The sequence below is a fragment of the Bacillus sp. 205(2023) genome, assembly GCF_037027485.1.
GTDB classification, from domain to species: Bacteria; Bacillota; Bacilli; order Bacillales; family Bacillaceae; genus Bacillus; species Bacillus halotolerans.
Genome location: NZ_JAXCHF010000002.1, coordinates 258,061 through 279,869 on the forward strand (window position 1 = coordinate 258,061; position 21,809 = coordinate 279,869).

Here is a 21,809-nt window from a genome sequence, read left to right on the forward strand (position 1 = left end):
AGATTGACCATGACTAAACAAACGATTCGAGTTGAATTAACATCAGCCAAAAAACCGAAACCAGATCCAAATCAGCTTTCTTTCGGAAGAGTGTTTACAGACCACATGTTTGTAATGGATTACGCATCTGATAAAGGCTGGTACGATCCGAGAATCATTCCTTATCAAGCCGTTTCAATGGACCCGGCCGCAATGGTATATCACTATGGCCAAACGGTCTTTGAAGGCTTAAAGGCTTACGTCACAGAGGATGACCATGTTCTGCTTTTCAGACCGGAAAAAAATATGGAGCGCCTGAATAAATCAAATGACCGCCTCTGTATTCCGCAAATTGATGAAGAACATGTTCTTGAGGGTTTAAAACAGCTGATCGCTATTGATAAAGACTGGATTCCGAATGCGGAGGGCACGTCCCTTTACATCCGTCCATTCATTATCGCAACCGAACCTTTCCTTGGTGTCGCGGCATCTCATACGTATAAGCTCTTTATCATCCTTTCTCCGGTCGGCTCCTATTACAAAGAAGGCATTAAGCCTGTCAAAATTGCTGTGGAAAGTGAATTTGTCCGTGCGGTAAAAGGCGGAACGGGAGATGCAAAAACCGCAGGAAACTACGCTTCAAGCTTAAAAGCGCAACAGGTAGCAGAGGAGAAAGGATTTTCTCAGGTTCTCTGGCTGGACGGCATTGAGAAAAAATACATCGAAGAAGTCGGCAGCATGAACATCTTCTTTAAAATCAACGGTGAAATTGTGACACCGATGCTGAACGGCAGCATTCTGGAAGGCATCACGCGCAATTCCGTCATTACCTTGCTTAAGCATTGGGGGCTTCCGGTATCAGAACGAAGAATCGCCGTTGATGAAGTCATCCAAGCCCATAAAGACGGCGTTCTTGAAGAAGCCTTCGGAACGGGTACGGCTGCTGTTATTTCTCCAGTCGGCGAACTGATCTGGAATGACGAAACACTGATGATCAACAACGGTGAAACGGGAGAAATCTCTAAAAAGCTGTATGACACGATCACAGGCATTCAAAAGGGTACAGTTCCTGATGAATTTGGATGGACGACTGAAGTCGCTACGCTCACTGAAAGCAAATAAACAAAAAACCGGCCCAAAACGGGCCGGTTTTTTTATGCTTCAATTTTGTTAAAGAATTGTGGCAGATGTGCTTTGTGCGCCTCCAGCATTTCGTCTAAGATCTGTTTGGCGACTGTGTCGGATGGTACGAGAGGGTTAATCGTCATGGCAAGCAGCGCTGTTTGGTAGTCGCCTGTGACAGCCGCTTCCGCCGCGACACGCTCAAATGATTTGATTTGCTGGACGAGACCGCGGACAGATACTGGCAGATCGCCTACGGCGATTGGCTTAGGGCCGTTTTTCGTCATCACGCAGTTTACTTCAACAGCGGAATCATCTGGAATGCTTGCAATCGCACCGTTATTGACCGTGTTCACCGGCTGAATGTCGTGTTTATCATTGTAAATGGAGCTGATGAGATTGCACGCTGCATCGCTGTAGTAAGCACCTCCGCGTTTTTCAAGCTGCGGCGGCTTGATCGCCAAATTTGGATCTTTATAAAGCTCGAACAGCTCTTGCTCTACCTTTTGCACCACTTCAGCACGGGTGCCTTCCGTTTGTGATGCTTCAAGCTCGTGCTCGAACATTTCTTTTGTTTTGAAATAGTAGCGGTGGTAGCCGCAAGGGATCATGTCGAGTGCTTTTAAGAATTCTGGCTCCCACTCAGCGCCGGAGATGTTTTTCATTGTCATCGCGTTTTTCGGGTCACCCATCGCTTCAATGACTTTATCCTTCACGCTGACGCCGTCTAAGAAGACGTCCATTCCGAACACCATATGATTCAATCCGGCAAATTGAACCTCTACCCGGTCAACATCTACATCGAGCGCTTTCGCTACGCCCATTTTGATGCCGATCGGGACATTGCAGAGACCGACGACTTTCTTCAGGTTGGAGTAGCGAAGCAAGGCCTCCGTCACCATACCTGCCGGATTTGTGAAATTGACGAGCCATGCGTTCGGACAAAGCTCCTCGATGTCCTTCGCAATCTCTAGGATGACCGGAATGGTGCGCAATCCTTTAAAGAGTCCTCCCGGGCCGTTTGTTTCCTGGCCGATGACGCCATATTTTAATGGAATGCGCTCATCCTTGGCTCTCGCCTGCAGCAGTCCGACCCGGAATTGAGTCGTCACAAAGTCTGCATCTTTCAGCGCTTCCCTCCTGTCCAAAGTGAGGTGAATGTCGATCGGGACACCGGCTTTTTCAACCATTCGCTTGGCGAGCGTGCCGACAATGTTCAATTTTTCCTCTCCTTCTGGAATATCAACGAGCCATAATTCACGTACAGGCAGCTCTTTGTACCGTTTGATTAAACCTTCCACAAGCTCCGGTGTATAGCTTGAACCTCCGCCAATCGTTACAATTTTCAATCCTTTTGTCATATGCTTGCTCCCCCTTGCACGGTGATTTTTTCATATAGCTCAATGAATTCAGCCGCCAAATCCTTGACTGTCATGGCATTCATTAAATGATCCTGTGCGTGGACCATCAGCAGTGTCATTTCTGTTTTTTCTCCGCCTGCTTCACTTTGGATCAGTTCTGTCTGATAATGATGGGCTTTTGATAATTCATCCGCAGCTTCTTGAAGCTTACTCCGCGCCTCTTCGCTGTCGCCATTTTTCGCGGCGGCGATCGCTTCCATTGCGGAGCTCCTTCCGTTTCCTCCGTGAAGAATGATTTGAAAAATAATTTGCTCCATTTTCTCATTCACGCGACTCACTCCTTTCTTTACAAAGCCGCCTCTTTGTCGTCTGAAACAGCAGGCGTTTGAACGAGCTCTAATTCGTTTTCTTCTTTCAGTTTCTGTTTATCCCACATTCTGAAGAACGGGTAGTAGACAACAAAGGAAACGGCGATATTAATGGCTTGCATGACCGCGCCTGATATTTTGCCTCCTGTCGCCAAGTAGCCTGAAAAGATCGGCGGCATGGTCCACGGGACTGCGATACCCGCAGGTTTGGCGACAAGTCCGGTGCTCATTCCGATGTATGTGAATGTCAGTGTGATAAGCGGCGTGACGATAAACGGAATCAAGAGCATCGGGTTCATGACGATCGGCATTCCAAAAATGATCGGTTCGTTAATATTGAAGACCGCCGGGCCGATCGCAAGCTTTCCGAGCTGCTTCATTTGTTTGCTTCGGGCGCGAAGGAACATCGTGACAACCAGTGCAAGAGTGGCACCGCTTCCGCCGATATTGACCCAGATATCGAAAAACTGCTGGGTGAAAATCTTAGGCAGCTCCTCACCGGCCTGGAACGCGATCCGGTTGGCATCCATGGCGCCGTACCAAATCGGTGCCATAACGCCGCCGACAATGTTGGCGCCGTGAAGACCGCAGGCCCATAAAAGCATTTTGACGGCTTCTGCGATAAGGCTGCCCCCGAGGCTTCCGCCAAGAATGGAGAGCGGTGTCCCCAGTAAAACGCTTACAATATTATGAAGGCTTTCAAATGGCGTCGCTTCAACAATCAGTCGGGCTGCCCAAATCAGGAAGATGACGGCAAAGCCGGGGATTAAAGCGACAAATGACTTGCTGACCGCCGGCGGAACACCATCCGGCATTTTAAAAACCATATTGCGCTGGATAATGAGACGGTAAATCTCTGTTGACACCATCGCGATAATCATGGCGACAAACAGGCCTTTACTTCCCATCAGCGAAAGCGGAATACCGCCGCTGACCATCATCTCTTTCGTCGAGCCATCCGGCGTAAACGGCACTTGATACGGTGTCGCTAAGAGGAAAGCCGCAAGGGAGATGGCACCGGCCGACAAGGCATCGACCCCATATTTCTCCGCCAGCCTGTAGGCGATGCCGAATGCGGCGACAAGCCCCATAATTTCAAAGGTGGCGTCTACCGGGTAAGCGAGCTTCTCAGACCAGGCGCTGCCGAACGTTTTTGCCATAAAATCGGCATATCCGGGAATCGGGAGGTTGCCGATGATGAGGAAAAAGGAGCCGATGATAATAAGCGGCATTGTTAAAATGATACCGTCACGGAGCGCCTGCAAATGACGCTGCCCCGCAATTCTTCCCGCTATAGGCATGACCTTCTCTTCTAACAACTGATTGACTTTATTCACATAGCCCGCCCCTCTCTATGACGCGTTTCCAAGCTGTTCAGCCGATTTCAGCACTTCCGCTCCGTTGCATGTCCCATAATGGACTGTGTTAATGACGTCTACCGGAACACCCTTTGATTCTCCTAGTTTTTTCAGCTGAGGAAGCATGTAACGGACTTGCGGGCCGAGGAGCAATACATCCGCTTTATCGATATGATTTTGTACAGAATCACCTGATACTGCCCAAATGGTATAGTCTTTTCCTTGTTCTTGCGCACTTTTTTCCATCTTGCTGACGAGTAAGCTTGTTGACATGCCTGCTGCACAAACGAGTAATATATTCATGTAAAAGACCCCCTAAGAGTTTGATAGAATTTGTATGTCCTGCTGTTGATAACATCATATTATGAAATCGCTTTCATAAACACTCAAGGTTTTTCCGCAGGAAACGGAAAAAAGGTATATCCAGGCTGTCAGTTTATCGTTTTTTGTCAAACACATCGAAGAGCTCTTGGTACGTGCGGCTTTTTAACATCTGGCTTACCGCTGCCGGATCATCCAAAATGCTGCCGAGCAGTTTATACATGCTTTGCAAATCCGCTTTGTTTTCCTTTTCGACACAAAGCAGGCAAACAAATTGAACCCGTTTATTCTCCCAGTCTATCGGCTTTTTGAGCGTACAGACGGCCCAAAATGTCGTTTGCGTCTGCGGGACGAGCGGATGCGGAATGGCCACGAGGTTGCCGAAGCACGTTGGCGACATCTCTTCTCTATCAAATATAGAATCTATGATTTCCTTATTCGCATAGCCGCCTTCCACTGCTTTCTGACCTAAAAATTGAATCACTTCTTCTTTCGAACGCAGATCCTTCTGGAAAAAAACGAGATCCTTTTTGAGATAACTGACAGCTTGTTCTTTCTCATCATTCAGGATGGATTCTATTTTTGTAAAATCGGTTCCGCCTAAGATGGTGTTTACCTTCAGTACAGGCACAGGGAGTTCTTTTTTGATCGGAATGGTGCTGACGACAAAATCAATCGATTCATAAGACAACTGGTCAAGACTGTAATATTCAGCCGTGCCGAGAATATCGATCCGTTTGCCGAAATGGGAGCGAAGTTTTTCCCTCAGAAGCTGGGCGCTTCCCGCACCTGATGCACAAACGATGATGCAGCGCTTCGGCGGGCTTTCTGTTTTCTTCCGTTCAATTGCGGCGCCGAAGTGCAGCGCTAAATAACCGACTTCATTTTCATGAATATCGATGCCCGTTTTTTCTTTTATGACGATTCCGGCGATGATTCCGGCCTCAAAGGCGAGAGGATAATTTTCTTTGATCGCTGCCAGCATCGGATTTCTCAGATTCATGCCATACCGGTTGCGGGTGACGGCGGGTTTTACATGCAGTGCCAAGCCAATTTTCAGCTCTTGATCATGCAGGATGCCGAGCTTTAATTCTCGGTCGACCGCTTCGATCATGGCGGCAGTCAGCCGATCTGTTTCTTCATCGATTGAAAATTCGCCTTCTCCGCACTGCGGCTGTGTCATTCGTTTCGTGCCGAGAAGATGCATGGCGATATAAGCCGTTTCATTTTCCGGAAACGTGACGCTAAGGGCTGATTCCAGTTCTTTCACAATTGCTTCAGCAGCCTGGTATTCTTTTTGATGCAGAATGTGATCCATATCTTCCGGGAAAAGAGAAACATAATGTTCCGTTCTGATCCGCTTACAGGCGATGGCGATATGAATGATGAGGTTATTCAATCCAAGGTTAGACAGAGGAATCCGGTCGTTTTTAATCTTTCTCATAATCACAGAATGGATGATCTCAATTTCTTCCTTTGGCAAAATATCAGCCTTTTCATTCAGAAAATCAATCTCTGTTTCTCTTTCATCAACAATGTACTCCGCCATACAGTACCTCATCTGCACCTCGTCTCCGCGCAGCTTGAAGCCGTAATTCGGGCGTGTTTCCATGACAATGCGGTAAGGAAGCAGCCGTTTCTTCACTTCCTTTAAATCGGTTTGGAGTGTAGATTTTGAGATAAAAAGTTCTTCGGCCAGCTCATCCAGCTTGAGATAATGCTCCGCCAGCAGCAGCCGTTTCATGAGATATGTAATCCTCTCCTCGGGAAATACCGGCAGCCCCTTTTTCTGCTGAAACGCGTCTTGCAGCAGCGTTCTAAAGGTCTGCTCGTCATGAATGCGCAGCTTGTATCCCGAGCCTCTTACCGATTGAACCAAAGCGCCATGGCCGCTTATCACATCTTGGAGTTCCTTTATATCATTGCGGACCGTCCGCGTCGTCACATGTAAATGTGCGGCAAATACCGAGCTTGTCACCGGAGCTTCTGCCGCCATCAATAAGCGCAGAATTTCACGAAGTCGCCCATGCAGCATGAGAAAAACCTCCTATCAAGATAGATGCAGGAATTACATAAGTAGGCAGAAAGGATGTGGTGAAGGGAAAGCGAAATGTATATAAATTCTATAATGGGGAGAAATGCAAGTCAATGAACATCGGGAGGACAAGAGGGAAAACAGACCCATAAAAAAACAGCCGGGATCAGCCGGCTGTTCGGGATGCGGACATGTTCTTTTGTTTAGACGCCTTGCGGTCCTTCATGATTTTTCGAACAACCGGGTAAATGACCGGCGCCCATTTGATAACGGTTTTGATCATTTTTTTCAAAGCTCCGATTCTCCCTTCTTTTTCTCAACCATTCCCCTGATTCCCCTTTGTTTAAACATGCTAACGCGACACGTACCTGTTTCCCGTCACCCAGAAACGCCACGGATAATCACGCGCCTCTCCGCTGTTGTCGATGCCGATCCGTGGGCCGGTTGATATCTCTTCCGGTGTGTACCCGCTTTCAATGTAAAGCGGCTGTTCCGTGATCCAGCGTCCGTAGTCATTCATCGTGACGCCAAGCGCTTTCGTTAACTTTCCGGGGCCATTTGTCCATTCTCTCGGACGCCGGCCCGGCCTTCTTTCCTCCATTAACAGCTGGCCTTCATGAGGCTCAATCGCCCTGATTAATACCGCTTGCGGAACATCCTCTTCTGCGGCAACGACGTTCAGCAATGTATGGGTGTGCATCACATACGTATACACACGGCCAGCTTCAGCAAACATAATCTCAGTCCGCTTCGTCCGGCGGTTGTTAAAGCTGTGGGCTGCTCTGTCCCCGGCTCCCATATAGGCCTCTGTTTCCACAATAAAACCTGAAGCTGTCCCTTCATCCGTTTCCTTTACCAAAAGACACCCGAGAAGAGAAGGAGCCAGTTCTAGGGCCGTTTTTTGATAAAACGTGATGGGCAGCGGATTTCTTTTTCTGGTCACGAATGTCGTACTCTCCTTTTTTCGTTTTGGTAATTGTACCATTCCCGAAGCAGCTAAATAAAAACTTCAGTTTTAAAATTCTTCCATTAAGGGAATATTGTTACCGTTCAAAAAGGAGGCTCAACCAATGAAAGATGATCATCAAAAAGAGTATCACGGCACAAATGTCGAAGGCAGTGAGGATGCGCTTTCTCATAAGACATCCGGGAAAAACGAGTCAGAGGATACCTTGACGAACAGACAGGGTCATCCTGTCACAGACAACCAGAATGTGAGGACGGTCGGGAACAGAGGGCCGACAACGCTGGAGAATTACGATTTTCTCGAAAAAATCAGCCACTTTGACCGGGAACGCATTCCCGAACGTGTTGTGCATGCCAGGGGTGCAGGCGCACACGGGTATTTCGAAGCCTATGGCAGTTTTGGAGACGAGCCGATTTCAAAGTACACACGAGCGAAGCTTTTTCAGGAAAAAGGCAAGAAAACGCCGGCATTTGTCCGTTTTTCCACGGTGAATCACGGAAAACATTCACCTGAAACATTACGGGACCCGCGCGGCTTTGCCGTTAAGCTTTATACTGAAGACGGAAACTGGGATTTGGTCGGGAACAACCTGAAAATCTTTTTTATTCGCGATCCGCTGAAATTCCCGGATCTTGTACACGCGTTTCAGCCTGATCCGGTGACCAATATCCAAGATGGTGAACGTATTTTCGACTTCATTTCTCAATCTCCTGAAGCGACACATATGATCACATTCTTGTTTTCGCCTTGGGGCATTCCTGCCAACTACCGGCAGATGCAGGGTTCAGGCGTTCATGCCTACAAATGGGTGAATGAGGAAGGTAAGGCCGTTCTTGTGAAATACCATTTTGAACCGAAACAGGGCATTCGCAACCTGACACAGAAGGAAGCAGAAAAGATTCAGGGGAAAAACTTCAACCACGCGACACAGGATTTGTATGAAGCGATTGAAAACGGTGATTATCCGGAGTGGGAGGTGTATGCCCAAATCATGAGTGATGACGAGCATCTGGAGCTCGACTTTGATCCGCTTGATCCGACTAAGCTGTGGTATAAAGAGGACTTCCCGTGGAAGCCGATCGGCAAATTAGTGTTAAACAAAAACCCTGAGAATTACCATTCTGAAGTAGAACAGGCTTCATTCGGTACAGGGGTCCTTGTCGACGGGCTTGATTTTTCTGATGACAAATTGCTTCAAGGCCGGACGTTTTCCTATTCCGATACGCAGAGGTACAGAGTTGGCGCAAACTACCTGCAGCTGCCAATCAACTCACCGAAAAAACACGTCGCGACCAACCAGCAAGGGGGGCAAATGCAATACCGCGTGGATATCGGCGAAGGTCAAAATCCGCATGTCAACTATGAACCGTCAATTATGGGCGGGCTGAAGGAAGCGAAGCAAGATGGTAAAGACCACACCCCGCATGTCGAAGGTAACCTGAAGCGGGAAGCGATCGACAGAACGAACAATTTCGGACAAGCCGGTGAAACGTACCGGAGATTCACTGAGTTTGAGCGTACTGAACTCATCACAAATCTGGTCAATACGCTTTCAACCTGCAGAAAAGAAATTCAGGAGCAAATGATTGAGAACTTCACAAAAGCCGATCCGGACTACGGAAAACGCGTTGCGGAAGGGCTGAAAAAGGCTTCAGAAAAAAACAGCAACGGACCGATCGGCACGACAGAAACGGCTCAAGCCGCCGAGCAGGCTGAACAGGAAAGCCATCCGTCTGATCCGTATTAACACCAAAAACAGGACTTTTTGAAGTCCTGTTTTTTATTTGCCTATTGAAACGTTTTCACTCATTGTGTTGTACTGGAATAAAAGAGGTGGTGAGAGCATGGAAATACAGCGGCCGCTGATTTCTCAGCAAAAAACAATCGGCGCTTTAGATCACGCCGTTTTCTTATGCATGGTATTTTGTTTTTGGTTTTCGGGCTATATTTACGTTCCTGTTTTCAGCCTGTATTTGGAGGATCTGCACTTTTCATACGGAGCGATCGGCATGATTCTCGGAAGCTATGGGGTGACCCAAATCCTGCTGCGGTTCCCGCTTGGGCTTCTGTCAGAAATTCTTTTTTCTCTGCGCAAGCCATTGTTAATCGCCGGCTTTGGATGTTCCATTCTCAGCAGCGTGCTTTTTCTTGCGTTTGATTCTTTTTTCTTCGTCCTGACAGCCCGGCTTCTCGCGGGGATTACAGCATCCATGTGGGTGATGGCGACGATACTATACGCTCATTATTTCAAAGATGGCAGTGCCTCAAAAGCAATGGGCATCATGCAGTTTTTTACCGTCATGCCTCAGTTTGTCAGCATTGTGTTCTGCGGGCTTGCAGCAGCGCATTTAGGCAGGCAGGTTCCGTTTTGGATGGCACTGGCTGCTTCGGGCATCGGCCTTGTGATATGCTGTTTTATTAAAGATCCGTCGACTTTTCCCGCTAATCACAAGACGGTCCGTATGCCGCAATACATCAAAGACACATTGCGGCTGCCGAAGCTGAAGCTTTTCACGATTCTATCTATGACTGCACATGCCGTGCTATTTATGACGGTGTTTGGTTTTACGCCGCTTTACACGAACCAGCTCGGAATGGGAGACATCGAACTGCTTTGGGTGATGACCGCCTTTTTTCTCCCTCATGCAGCGGCTACCCTGAGCTTTTTGTTTTTGCGTTTTACCGGAAGAATCGCCTATGGCACCTTGCTGACCTGTTTTGCTGTCATTGGAGTCTGTTTGATGTTCGTTCCTTTTTCAGCTTCATTGCTCACGGTCTGCATGACCCATGCTTTCATCGGTCTGGCGCTTGGCTTTGTGTTTCCCCTATTGTTAAGCCGGGTCGTCGATATCAGCTCAGCGCGTTTAAAAATGTCAGCCATGGGATTTTATCAATCGTTTTATGCGCTGGGCATCTTTACCGGCCCCCTTCTCGCCGGAAAAATCGCACAGATTTTCGGTTTGGCCGAGGTATTTTATGGAGCCGGATTGATGGCATTGGCCGCTTTGATGATGATGCTGGCCACAAAGCGGAAACTGCTCAGTTAATAGCTTTCATACCGGCGGAAGCGCCACACAGAAAAAACGGCCAGAAGCATGATGCACAGAATGGAGAATGTGAGCGACCATCCGAAAAAGTCCGCCCGCTCTCCATGAAGCAGAATATGCTCCGCCTGCTTGCAAAGCTCAGCCGGCAGCCATTTCGCACCATCAGGAAAAAGCGAGACAGCAAAGGAAACGGCAGCCGTCAGCCCAATTCCGGCTGCCGCGGCTGCTCCGAGAGACCGAAACATCGTGCTTCCGGCAAGCCCTGCAGTAACAATAAACATCATCCAAAGAGAGTAGAGGCCGAGGCTTGCTGCAAAGCGGCTGAACGATGCGTGCTCAAACAATATCCGGACGTAATAATAAGCAAGTCCGTACCCAGCTGCAAACGACGCGATCCCGATCATGCTTTGGGTGATCCATTTGTTCAATATATACTGGGCTGCCGTCACTGGCCGCGACATAATCAGAGCCGTTACACCTTGATTTCTTTCATTCGCCACACTGCCCATGACACTGAAGATGATCAGCGCCATGCCAAGCGTGTTGAATTGGGAAAGCGTGCTCACCATCACCTCAGATCCGGAAGGCATGGTAAAACTGATTTTCATACCGTCTGGAAGATTCCCCCCATGCGCAATGATTTCCGGCATATAATAAATGGTCAGCGGCTGCGTCAGCCCCACGATCATCATCGCAATGGGCAGCCAGATCAGCTTTCCGCTTCTCCAGCCTTCCAGCCATTCCTTTTGTAATAGCGTCATCATGACATTCATGCGTGCACCACCTTAAGATAGACATCTTCGAGAGACTCCGTTTTCTGTTCAAAACGGGTGACTGTCAATCCCATTTGGATACAATCACTCAGCAATATCCTGCCAGAGCCTGTATCGCTTAGCTCAAAAACAGCTTGGGACGGATTCATATAGACAACGTCGGATATATAAGGCTTCTCTTCAAGCCAGCCCTTCAGTTTCTCTTTTACAGTAAGAGTGAAAACATTCGTTTGATGCTGTTCTTTGAGCTGCTGTAAAGCGCCTTTCCATGAAATCTCGCCGCTTTTCATGATCACGACTTGATCACACACCTGCTCCGCATCGTGCAAAACATGAGTAGAAAACAGAACAGCCATATGTTTTTTCAGCTCCCGCATCATATCCAGCACCTCGATACGCCCTGAAGGGTCCAGGGCAGAAACCGGTTCATCCAAAATCAAAAGCTTCGGTTTATGAAGCAGAGCCTGAGCCAGACCGAGCCTTTGTTTCATGCCGCCAGAATAACCGCCGATTCTTTTGTTTGCCGCGTCCTGCAAACCGACAAACTCCAGCATTTCGCCTATTTTCTCTTGGCATTTTTTCTTTGAAAGGCCAGACAGTCTCCCGGCAAAGGTTAAAAATTCATTTGCCGTCATCCATGAATAAAAAGCCGGGTACTGCGGAAGGTAGCCGATCATACTGCGATCTGCTTTTTGCTCCCCGTACAGCTTGACCGTCCCGGAGGTGGGTGACAGCAGTCCGGACAGCATTTGAAGCGTTGTGGTTTTACCAGCCCCATTCGGTCCTAATAGAGCGACACACTCGTTCTCCATGACTTGAAAGCTGACATTCCGTACAGCTTGATGATGCCGGTATGATTTGCATAATGACTCAATAGATAGCATGCTCGCTCACCTTTGCTTTCTGCCGACGGTAAAAAATAAAATCGGCCCAATAATATTGATGCATATAATGACTGCTGCCCACATCCATTTCGGCCCGTTTGTCCGCTCTTCTTTCACACAGCTGATCAGGGCAAACACTGCCAGCACGGCCTGTAACACAATCAGCGGTACAATCATTTCCCAAGAAATATTCATTAGCTGATCCTCCTATTTTTTCGGTCAGGCCTTATCACAAAAAAGTAATAGCAAATCAGAGGCATCGGCACTTGAATCAGTCCGACAATTCCCCACACCCATGCCAGACGATCCCGTTTTTTCGCATCAATGAATAAAAAGATTCCCTGTGCCAATGCAATCAGATAAGCAAACACAAAAATCGTCAAATCTGTTTGGGACATCAGTGTTTCACCTCACGTTCGCCAAGGTATCGTTTTTTCTCAGCTGCAATCAAAATCGGCAGGACAGCCAGCGCACAGACCTGAACCACGACAAAAGCAGCGGGAACTTGAGTAAATGCCAGAGTCGCCGCGCTTACCACCATCAGGGCAGAGAACACAAATAAGATAACTTCTTTCAGCACGCTTTTTCTTCGTTCGGCTTTCATTTGTGACAGCTGATCAAGCAATTCTTTTTGACTCGGTATATTCGGGTTGGCGCATTGGTCAATTTTCTGCAATTCCGATTTTAAATGAACAGATTGCTTTTCTTTATTCATCAGTCCACTCCTTTCTGATTTGCTGGAGCCCTTTATGGACTCTGGACTTTACCGTGCCTTCTTTGATATGCAGCATCATCCCGATATCAGCATAGGTATAGCCGTAATAGTGCCTTAATAAAACGGGCGTGCGCAGCTTCGGGTCAAGCTGAGAAAAGAGATCAAGCGTCTCGCTCCACTCAGAGCCTTTCGTTGACACGTCCCACTTGATCTTGCGTATCGTTTCCTCTGTAACAGCCTGATTTCGTTTCCATTCTCTCTTTCTCTTTTTCTGGTGATCAAGGTAGAGTCTTGACGCGATAGAGATCAGCCAAGTGGAGAATTTGGACCGGCCTTGAAAACTCCCCAGATGGACGTACCCTTTCAGAAAGGTTTCCTGAACTAGATCCTCGCTGACGTCAGGGTGAAGGGAAAGCTTTAACAAGTATTTATATAGAAAAGAATAATAATGCTGAAAAAGGGCTGTAAACGCCTCGTCGCTTCCCTCTTTCGCCTGCTGAATCAATTGCTGTTCTTCATTTGTATCCAACGGCCGCGATCCCCCCTTTTTTTGTTATCTTGCCTTATGAGACGACACCGGATTCCAGAGCGTTCAACTTTTTTTATAATTCTTTTGATCTATTGACTTCACTGGCCTCTCATCAGTTTTCGTGAACATCTAAATTTGTAAAGCGAAGTACAGTCTGTTAAGCTATGTTTTTATGTCTATTTCAAAATTTCATTATATATGGAGGACGATGCATTGAAAGTAGAAAGGCGAACGATTGAATATATTCCGAATGAAGAAAGACATGGTAAAGCAAAAGATTTATTTCCCGTATGGTTCGGGGCCAATATGCATATCACCACGTTAGTGACCGGTACTCTTCCCGTTGCAATGGGACTTAATCTGTTTTGGAGTGTTGCCGCTATTATTTGCGGAACCTTAATCGGTGCCATATTTATGGCTTCTCATTCCGCGCAAGGACCCCAGCTCGGCATCCCGCAAATGATTCAAAGCCGTGCCCAATTCGGCGTAATCGGAGCGATTCTTCCCCTCTTCTTAGTCATGTTTATCTACCTTGGTTTCTTCGCAAGCAGTACAATTCTGGCGGCCGGGACCTTAAGCAGCTTTGTTCCCATCCCGGGATCATGGAGCATTATAGGCTTAAGCGCCGCATGTTTTTTACTCACCATTTTCGGTCATGATTTGATTCACAAAATGCAAAAAATCCTTTCTTGGACCTCTTTTGCCGTATTTTTTGCTGCAACGATACTCATTTTCCAATTACCGATTCCGGCAGGCAGCTGGATGCCCGGGACGGTCGACTTGCCCGTTTTCTTGGTGGCAGTCAGCGCCGTAGCAACTTGGCAGCTTGCCTATGCGCCTTATGTCGCGGATTATTCCAGATATCTGCCAATTAAAACACCGGCGTCCCAAACGTTTTGGTACAGCTATGCAGGAACATCTGTCAGCTCCATCTGGATGATGCTGCTCGGCGCGCTGCTGACCACAGCACTTCCTGATTTTACGACAAACTCAGGGACCCAGATTGTGCAATTGTTCGGTCCCTTCTCGTTCATTATGCTGATCATTGTTTTATTTGGCCAGATGGCGATTAATGTCTTTAACTTGTATGGAGCTTTTATGTCCACGACGACTACGCTTGAGCCGTTTCTGAAATTAAAAGTCACACCGAAAATCAGAATCATCATGATCCTTGGCGTCACCGTCGTCGGAACAGTCCTAAGCCTTCTCGGGCAAAGTAATTTTATGGAGCTGTTTTTGAATTTTATCTTTTTTATCAGTTATTTCTTAATTCCATGGACGGCGATCAATTTAGTGGATTACTACTTCGTCCGCCACGGGAACTATGAGGTCAAAGCGATGTTTGATGTCAACGGGCCATATGGAAGAGTCAATTGGATCACAACGATTGCTTTCATTCTGTCCATCTTGTTAGAAATTCCGTTTATCAATACATCCTTTTACATCGGGCCATTGGCAAAAATGTTTGGCGGCGGGGATATCGCATGGATTATCGGCTTAGCTGTGCCTTCTGTTCTATATTATGTACTCATGAAACCGCGCCTGAAAAAACGAGCGGGCTATCAAGAAAAGCTGTCTTCCCTATGAAGACAGCTTTTTTCATTCAAATCGTTTCCACACACGAGGCAACATGTCAGAAAGCTCGTGGGCGAGCAGCGTATGGGCAGAGTGTTCGTCAGTCCAAAGCTCGGCGCATGCACCGTGCAAGTATACGGCATTTAATACGGCATGTTTCGGGTCTTTGTGGCAGCAAAGCATGCCCAATATCATTCCCGTCAGTGTGTCGCCGGTTCCGCCTTTGGCGAGTGCCCCGTTTCCGGTCGGATTGCTCCAGCAGTCGCCATCGGGAAACGCGATGATGGTTTGATTTCCTTTTAACACGATCACCGTTTGCAGCTGAACCGCCCACTCCTTGGCATATTCCGCTCTTTTATTTTGTAAGTCTTTCACCGGAACCCCTGTCATTCGGGAAAACTCACCAGGATGCGGCGTAAGGATGACGGGCGCCTTCCGTTTCGGATACGTGCGCTTTGTCAGCGCCCCGGCATCCAAAATAACGGGGCAATCCTTCTCAAGAATATGATCAACGGCCTGCTGCACCCTCTCTGTTTGCGGAAGCCCCGAACCGATCGCAATTGCCCGGTACGTCTCTTCAAGCCGAGAGCCCGCCGCTTTTTCCCAGCCGTCACGCCAATACGTGGCCTCCGGCAGAACCGGAACGATCAGCGGGATCACGCTTTCAGACGTGCCGATGACAAGCTTGCCGAGACCGCTCCGCATGGCACCAAGCCCGGCTAAAATCGCAGTGCCCGGCATGTCGTCGCTTCCCGCCAGCAGCAAAGCCGTACCGTACGTGCCTTTATGGCTCGCCGCATCTCTTTCAGGGAGCGCTGCCCTCACATGCTCTTTCGTCCAAATCGGAACATTCATATCCATACCTCCTCTTATTTCTCTTCTTATTTTTCCTGCACTTCTTCTTTTTCAAACAAAAAAAGACAGCCTCAAAGCTGTCTTTTATTTTACAGGAACGTCGAGATGATAAAGCCGGCGATACCGTTCGTTCGTCGCCAGCAGTTCCTCGTGTGTTCCTTCCATTTCTGTTTTTCCGTTTTCCAGAAAGACGATTTTATCGGCCGCTTCCACTCCCGCCAAGTGATGCGTAATCCAAAGAATCGTTTTACCTTTCAGCACCTCAAACACGGTTTCCATCAGTTCGCGTTCCGTGATAGGGTCCAAGCCTACTGTAGGCTCATCAAGTATAATGATCGGCGTATCCTGCAGCAAAATCCGGGCGAGCGCGATCCGCTGCCGCTCTCCTCCTGAAAATCGGATGCCGGTTTCCTGAACTGAAGTATGATATCCGTCAGGCAGCGACTCAATGTAATCATGCAGCTTCACCTGCTTTGCGGCGCGGCGCACATCCTCGTCGCTCGCCTTTCCGTTTCCGAGCCTGATGTTATTCAAAATGCTTGTATCAAACAAGTGAGGCTTTTGATTTAACACAGCCACCGCATCAGCAATCTGATCCTTTACAAGCGCTGTTTCCACTCCGTTTAACGTTACCGAGCCTGAGTCAGGTTTCAATGCACCCTCAATTAATGCGAGTGATGTTGATTTTCCTGAGCCGCTCCGGCCGAGCAGCGCCATTTTTTCTCCTTGGCGCAGCGTAAAGGAAAAATGGTTCAGTACTTGGCTGCTGTTGTCATAAGAAAACGTCACATCGCGAAACGCCAAAGTGACGTCTTTGAGATCAAGCCTGTCAGCCGCAGACTCTGTTTGTGAAGCTTCAGGCTGAGGAGCCACCTTGTTCATTCTTCTGATAGAATCCTGATAACCCGGCACTTCACCCAACGCATCAGAAAGCGGCAGAAAAGCTTCTGTCAGCGGGAACACAACAAGCACAAAGGCAGCAATCATCGTTTTGGCGAGTTCGCCATTTGCATGCTGCCCCGCCGTCCAAAACAGCATCAGCAAAATAAGGCCGGCGACAAGGCATTGCGCGGCAAAATCCCGCCATCTTGTAAAACGATGTTTTTTGCGTTCCAGCTCAAACCAAGCGTTTTCTTCTCTTTCATAGGAATCAATAAAAGCATGCCGGCGTCCGCTGAACATCCAGTCGCTGACACCCATCACGGCATCTGTGAGACGGCTGTACAGCACATTTCGCCCGCTTTTCAGCTTGGCATTCTTCGCTCGCGTCACAAGCAAAGACACGACCGGAAACAGCACAACCAGAACAAACAAATAAAGCGCCAGCAAAATGGCAAACGGCCAGGAGAAAAAGCCGAGCGCAATCACTGAAACAGCATACAAAAGCAAGGCTGAGATGGCAGGGAAAATGGTTTTTAAGAAGGCATCCTGCAAATGCTCAATATCCTCAGACAAAATGCCGAGCATATCTCCTGTGCGAAAACGCGACCGCAGCATCAAAGCGTCAGGCTCAAGCATGTTGTAAAGACGGACGCGCATGTCTGATACGATTTTCAAAATGATATGATGCCCGATCAGGCGCTCCACATAACGTGACACAGACCGGGCGATCCCAAAGGTTCGAACGGCGACAATCGGCACATAAATGAGCAGGATGTTCTCCGGCCTTGTCGCCGCCTTTGAAATTAAAAACCCTGAAGTAAACATGAGAAAAGCAGCGGAAAAAATCGTCACCGCACCCAAAAAGACAACAAGAACAAACAGACGGGCATTTTGCTTGATATACGGCAGAATCCATTCTTCTTTCTTCATGCTCTCTCCCCCAGTTGTGCCTTCACGAGTTTGGTGTACACACCGTTTTTCGCCAGCAATTCATCGTGAGTCCCGATTTCTGCTACCCTGCCTCCGTCCAGCACGATAATTTCATCCATATCAAGCATCCAATGGAGGCGGTGTGTCGCGAGAAAGACGAGCTTGTCATCAAATAAATCCAGCATCGTTTCTTTTATTTCATATTCTGTTTCGATATCCAGATGGGCGGTCGGCTCATCCAGCAGCAGAATCGGGCGGTTACCCAAAAAGGCGCGGGCAAGCGCGACACGCTGAGCCTGACCGCCGCTGAGCGCCCGGCCGCCTTCTCCGATCCGTCCCTCTAATCCTTCAGGAAGAGTGTTTACAAACTCCGTCAATCCCGCTGAGGAAGCAGCGCGGGCTGTATCTTCAGCAGAAGCGCTTGGGTGATAAAACCGAATATTGTTCGCCAGCGTATCATCAAAAATATAAGGATGCTGCGGAATATAGAGAAGGTTTTTCTGCCAGTTCCCGTCCTGCAGGTGCGAACGGCTTGAACCGTTCATACTGATAACACCGTCATCCGGCTCCAAAAATCCTCCGAGAATATCGATTAAAGTTGATTTTCCGGCACCGCTTGCACCAATGATGCCGATTTTTTTCTTCCCTTTAAATGAAAGAGTAATATCAGACACCGCTCGGCCGGCTGAGACGCCTGACAGCTTCAGTTCATCCTGATTGGACCATGTTTCAAGCTGAAGCGGGGCCTCTTCTTTGAATCCCGGCTGAGATAATATGTCTTGAATCGTCTTGCCCGCTTCCTGTCCATTAAGCGTCGCATGATAATCATTTCCCACTTCCCGCACCGGCAGAAAATATTCAGGTGCCAGAATAAGCGCTGTTAAAGCGGGGCCAAGCAGAATATCGCCGTCAATTAAACGCAAGCCTAAAAACACAGCAACTGTCGCCACCGACAGCATCGTGAAAAAATCGAGAGCAAATGAAGATAAAAACGCCACCCGCAGTGTGCTCATTGTTGCTTTGCGATACCGCTCACTGACGTGGAAAATGTTTTTGCTATGCGATTTGCTCAATCCTAAAAAACGCAAAGTCTCCAATCCGCGAAGAGAATCAACGAAATGGTTGGACAATGTCTGGTATGATTTCCACTGGCGATCCGCTTTTCGCTGTGCGACAAGGCCAAGAAGAATCATAAAAATAATCAGAATCGGCAGGGCCGCGACTAAAATAATCGCAGAAGTCCGATCCTGAAAAAACACGTAGATGACAACCGCAGCCGGCACAATCGCCATGCTGACCATTTTCGGCAAAAACAGTTCAAGGTAACGGCGGAACTGGCTGATGCCTTCCATTGCCAGCGTCACCATTTGCCCCGTCCCCTCTTTCTTTGCAAAGCGGGGGCCTAAGCGGAACAGCTGATCGAGAAAGCTTTTCCTCAAATCAGCTCCCGTCCGGGCGGCATAATGATAGACGATTTTCTGACGCGCCACTGTCACCCCGTGCCGCGCGACAAAAGCGATGAGGAAAAAGCCGATCACCGGAAACAGGGAGGCAATGCTCTTCCCGTTGAAAAGCCCGGTTACAGCTTCACTCAGCCACTCTGCCTGCATGATAATAGCGGCTGTCTGAATCAGCGTTAAGCAAGTAATCACGGTGAGAATCCGCTTCATTCCTTTATATCGAAACAGGTCTTTTCCCATTAATAAGTCATAGGCTCCTTATGACTGACGCGCTTCCGGAAGACATAATAGCTCCAGATCTGACTGCCGATGACAAACGGCAATAGCGTTAATGCTGCAATTGACATGACTTTAAGCGAATAATCACCGGAAGAAGCGTTAGCTACTGTTAAATCGAACGCGCTTTGAATCGAGCTGACCATCACCCGAGGGAATAATGAAATGAAAATCATTCCTACGGTCAGAGCAAGCCCCGCGCCTGTCATCGCAAATGTCCAGCCGTCTTTTTTCTTGCGGATGAATAAAGCTGCAAGCATAAAGCAGATGACAATCAAAACAACAAGCGGTATTGTAATCTCGCCGCGGCGTGTAAACATGTCTGTCTCATAAGCAGAAAGGGCCGCGAAAGCAAGCACCGCCACAAAAACAACACCCATTATCTTTTGCGCCATTTGTCTGGCGCGCTGCTGCAAATCACCAATCGTACGCAGCGTGATGAACATTAATCCATGCTGGAAGCAAAGAAGTGTTACGGTCACGCCGCCTAGTACAGAATATACATTTATATAATCAGATAAGTGCGCGTGAATGTTCATATCGGCATCAATCGGCATACCGCGGAATAATGTCGTAAATAACACACCGAGCACAAACGGAGGAATCAGACTGCCGAAGAAAACCACCCAGTCCCAAACCTTTACCCATTTCAAATGATCAACCTTGCCGCGGAATTCAAACGCGACCCCGCGGCCCATTAACGCAAGCAGCACAATGACAAACGGAATGTAATAACCGCTCAGCATCGTTGCATACCAGTTTGGAAACGCCGCGAAGATAGCACCCGCACCAGTCAAAAGCCATACTTCATTCGCGTCCCAGAACGGTCCGATCGTGTTGATCAGCACTCTGCGCTCTAATTCATTATGGCCAAGAAAACGGGTCGCCATGCCGACCCCAAAATCAAATCCTTCCAAAAAGAAGAAACCTACAAACAATACAGCAACGAGTATAAACCAAAGATCATGAAGAGATGCCATGGTATACCTCCTGACTAAATGGATCTGTTGATACAGGAACATCATGATGATCATCATGCTCCGCGCCTTTTTTAATTTCACGGATAAACAAGAAGACGAGCAATGCGCCCAAAATCATATACATCACACCGAACGCGATGATTGAGAATAACAGGGAGCCCGCCGTTACGTTAGGCGACACGGATTGAGCCGTTGTCATCAAACCCATGACCGTCCAAGGCTGACGCCCGATTTCTGTCATAATCCAGCCCGCGGAGTTTGCAATAAACGGGAAGGAAATCAATGCGATCATGATGCGCAAATACCATTTGCTGTTTTCCAGCTTTTTGCGGCGGTTTAGCCAAAGGCCGCCTAACGCAGCAAGAATCATGACAACACCTGCTCCAACCATAATGCGGAAACTCCAGAACGTCGTTTTGACAGGCGGAATATAGTCGCCTTTTCCGTACACTTTTTCGTACTCTGCCTGAAGTGTTTTTATTCCTTTGACACTGCCGCTGAATTTTTGATAAGCCAGATAGCTCAATGCGTAAGGAACTTTGATTTCATTAGAGCTCTTTTCATTTTTCGTATCAATTGTGGCAAAGGCCGTCCAAGCAGCAGGGTCGCCGCTGTCTTCCCAAAGCCCTTCACTGGCAGCCATTTTCATTGGCTGTGACTCCATCAAGTGTTCAGCCTGCATGTGTCCGCTAAGACCGACGCCAAGGCCTGCACAAAGCCCGACAATCATTGCGAGTTTGAAAGATTGTTTAAAGAATGGCACTTCTTTTTTCTTTAATAGTTTAAAAGCACTGACACCGGCGATAAAGAAAGCCCCGGTGGCAAGCGCACCGAAAATGACGTGCGGGAATTCAACCCAAAGCTGCGGATTTGTAATCAGCGCGCCAAAGTCATTCATTTCCGCGCGGCCGTTTTTGATCGTAAAGCCGACCGGCTCCTGCATAAAGGAGTTCGCTGTTAAGATCCAGAAAGACGACATAATCGTTCCGAATGACACGAGCCAAATACAGAGCGCATGAATTTTTTTAGGCAGGCGGTCCCACCCGAAAATCCATAATCCGATAAAAATAGATTCCATGAAAAACGCCAATAATGCTTCAATCGCAAGCGGTGCGCCAAATACATCTCCGACAAAACGGGAATAATCAGACCAGTTCAGTCCAAACTGGAATTCTTGCAAAATCCCCGTAACAACACCGACTGCGAAATTTATTAAGAATAAGTGTCCCCAAAACTTCGCCATTTTGAGGTACAGCTCATTTTTCTTCACAAGATAAAGAGTCTCCATCAATGCAACCATAAACACAAGCCCGATAGACATTGGCACAAACAAGAAATGAAACAACGTTGTTGATGCAAATTGAATGCGGGCTAATACTAATTCACTCATGC

The 21,809-nt window shown here is 47.9% G+C and carries 22 protein-coding genes; 4 read left to right on the plus strand and 18 right to left on the minus strand.

Annotation, left to right across the window (positions count from 1 at the left end; all coding sequences use genetic code 11):
* Positions 1–9 precede the first annotated feature (9 nt).
* Positions 10–1,101, plus strand: coding sequence for a branched-chain amino acid aminotransferase (locus WA325_RS08815; protein WP_336183473.1), 1,092 nt, complete (start codon positions 10–12; stop codon positions 1,099–1,101).
* 32 nt (positions 1,102–1,133) lie between these two features.
* Here WA325_RS08815 and licH read toward each other — a convergent pair whose 3' ends face one another.
* The 7 genes from licH to WA325_RS08850 form a co-directional block, all read right to left on the minus strand.
* Positions 1,134–2,462: a 6-phospho-beta-glucosidase LicH gene (licH, locus tag WA325_RS08820; protein WP_044159985.1), complete on the minus strand. Its 1,329-nt coding sequence runs from the start codon at positions 2,460–2,462 to the stop codon at positions 1,134–1,136.
* On the minus strand, positions 2,459–2,791 hold the full coding sequence (licA, locus tag WA325_RS08825) for a PTS lichenan transporter subunit IIA (RefSeq protein ID WP_024123334.1): 333 nt from the start codon (positions 2,789–2,791) through the stop codon (positions 2,459–2,461). Before licA ends, licH begins: the two co-directional genes overlap by 4 nt.
* Before the next feature lie 17 nt (positions 2,792–2,808).
* Positions 2,809–4,167 (minus strand): PTS lichenan transporter subunit IIC, encoded by a 1,359-nt coding sequence (licC, locus tag WA325_RS08830; RefSeq protein WP_336183474.1) that lies wholly within the window; start codon positions 4,165–4,167, stop codon positions 2,809–2,811.
* Between the two features lie 15 nt (positions 4,168–4,182).
* Positions 4,183–4,491: a PTS lichenan transporter subunit IIB gene (licB, locus tag WA325_RS08835; RefSeq protein ID WP_024123336.1), complete on the minus strand. Its 309-nt coding sequence runs from the start codon at positions 4,489–4,491 to the stop codon at positions 4,183–4,185.
* 133 nt (positions 4,492–4,624) lie between these two features.
* Positions 4,625–6,544, minus strand: a complete 1,920-nt coding sequence (licR, locus tag WA325_RS08840) for a transcriptional regulator LicR (RefSeq protein ID WP_202853717.1) — start codon at positions 6,542–6,544, stop codon at positions 4,625–4,627.
* Between the two features lie 166 nt (positions 6,545–6,710).
* Entirely contained in the window at positions 6,711–6,827 is a 117-nt protein-coding gene (locus WA325_RS08845) for a hypothetical protein (protein ID WP_105991144.1), read from the minus strand.
* Between the two features lie 69 nt (positions 6,828–6,896).
* Positions 6,897–7,487, minus strand: a complete 591-nt coding sequence (locus WA325_RS08850) for a DNA-3-methyladenine glycosylase (RefSeq protein ID WP_105990993.1) — start codon at positions 7,485–7,487, stop codon at positions 6,897–6,899.
* Between the two features lie 127 nt (positions 7,488–7,614).
* Here WA325_RS08850 and katX point away from each other — a divergent pair, with 127 nt between their 5' ends.
* Together katX and WA325_RS08860 are read left to right on the plus strand one after the other, a co-directional pair.
* Positions 7,615–9,258 carry a catalase KatX gene (gene katX / locus WA325_RS08855; RefSeq protein WP_105990994.1) on the plus strand — a complete coding sequence of 548 codons (1,644 nt, stop codon included), beginning with the start codon at positions 7,615–7,617 and terminating at the stop codon, positions 9,256–9,258.
* A gap of 97 nt (positions 9,259–9,355) precedes the next feature.
* Positions 9,356–10,558, plus strand: a complete 1,203-nt coding sequence (locus tag WA325_RS08860) for an MFS transporter (RefSeq protein WP_202853719.1) — start codon at positions 9,356–9,358, stop codon at positions 10,556–10,558.
* On the opposite strand, the gene WA325_RS08865 is transcribed toward WA325_RS08860, so the two are convergent.
* From WA325_RS08865 to sigY, 6 genes are read right to left on the minus strand one after another with little or no spacing between them, the layout of a single operon-like run.
* Entirely contained in the window at positions 10,555–11,331 is a 777-nt protein-coding gene (locus tag WA325_RS08865) for an ABC transporter permease (protein WP_024123342.1), read from the minus strand. The genes WA325_RS08860 and WA325_RS08865 overlap by 4 nt on opposite strands.
* A complete protein-coding gene (locus WA325_RS08870) occupies positions 11,328–12,215 on the minus strand; it encodes an ABC transporter ATP-binding protein (protein ID WP_105990997.1) in 888 nt (295 codons plus the stop codon). Before WA325_RS08870 ends, WA325_RS08865 begins: the two co-directional genes overlap by 4 nt.
* A 6-nt stretch (positions 12,216–12,221) precedes the next feature.
* Positions 12,222–12,410: a sigma Y negative regulator YxlE gene (gene yxlE / locus WA325_RS08875; protein WP_024123344.1), complete on the minus strand. Its 189-nt coding sequence runs from the start codon at positions 12,408–12,410 to the stop codon at positions 12,222–12,224.
* Positions 12,410–12,613, minus strand: a complete 204-nt coding sequence (locus WA325_RS08880; protein WP_185848467.1) for a transcriptional regulator — start codon at positions 12,611–12,613, stop codon at positions 12,410–12,412. Before WA325_RS08880 ends, yxlE begins: the two co-directional genes overlap by 1 nt.
* Positions 12,613–12,930: a YxlC family protein gene (locus WA325_RS08885; RefSeq protein ID WP_105954486.1), complete on the minus strand. Its 318-nt coding sequence runs from the start codon at positions 12,928–12,930 to the stop codon at positions 12,613–12,615. Before WA325_RS08885 ends, WA325_RS08880 begins: the two co-directional genes overlap by 1 nt.
* Positions 12,923–13,459, minus strand: coding sequence for an RNA polymerase sigma factor SigY (sigY, locus tag WA325_RS08890; RefSeq protein WP_095712702.1), 537 nt, complete (start codon positions 13,457–13,459; stop codon positions 12,923–12,925). Before sigY ends, WA325_RS08885 begins: the two co-directional genes overlap by 8 nt.
* A gap of 213 nt (positions 13,460–13,672) precedes the next feature.
* Here sigY and WA325_RS08895 point away from each other — a divergent pair, with 213 nt between their 5' ends.
* The gene (locus WA325_RS08895) at positions 13,673–15,046 is read left to right on the plus strand and encodes a purine-cytosine permease family protein (RefSeq protein ID WP_202853722.1); all 1,374 of its coding nucleotides are present in this window, start codon (positions 13,673–13,675) and stop codon (positions 15,044–15,046) included.
* 12 nt (positions 15,047–15,058) lie between these two features.
* Here WA325_RS08895 and WA325_RS08900 read toward each other — a convergent pair whose 3' ends face one another.
* The 5 genes from WA325_RS08900 to cydA all read right to left on the minus strand — a co-directional run bounded on the left by WA325_RS08900 (position 15,059) and on the right by cydA (position 21,807).
* Positions 15,059–15,889: an NAD(P)H-hydrate dehydratase gene (locus WA325_RS08900; RefSeq protein WP_336183475.1), complete on the minus strand. Its 831-nt coding sequence runs from the start codon at positions 15,887–15,889 to the stop codon at positions 15,059–15,061.
* A gap of 84 nt (positions 15,890–15,973) precedes the next feature.
* Positions 15,974–17,701 carry a thiol reductant ABC exporter subunit CydC gene (cydC, locus tag WA325_RS08905; protein WP_336183476.1) on the minus strand — a complete coding sequence of 576 codons (1,728 nt, stop codon included), beginning with the start codon at positions 17,699–17,701 and terminating at the stop codon, positions 15,974–15,976.
* Entirely contained in the window at positions 17,698–19,401 is a 1,704-nt protein-coding gene (gene cydD / locus WA325_RS08910) for a thiol reductant ABC exporter subunit CydD (RefSeq protein WP_336183477.1), read from the minus strand. The genes cydC and cydD overlap by 4 nt, the downstream gene beginning before the upstream one ends.
* Complete coding sequence (cydB, locus tag WA325_RS08915) at positions 19,401–20,417, minus strand: cytochrome d ubiquinol oxidase subunit II (protein ID WP_105954492.1); 1,017 nt, start codon at positions 20,415–20,417, stop codon at positions 19,401–19,403. Before cydB ends, cydD begins: the two co-directional genes overlap by 1 nt.
* Positions 20,401–21,807 carry a cytochrome ubiquinol oxidase subunit I gene (gene cydA, locus WA325_RS08920; protein WP_105954493.1) on the minus strand — a complete coding sequence of 469 codons (1,407 nt, stop codon included), beginning with the start codon at positions 21,805–21,807 and terminating at the stop codon, positions 20,401–20,403. The genes cydB and cydA overlap by 17 nt, the downstream gene beginning before the upstream one ends.
* Between the last annotated feature and the right edge of the window lie 2 nt (positions 21,808–21,809).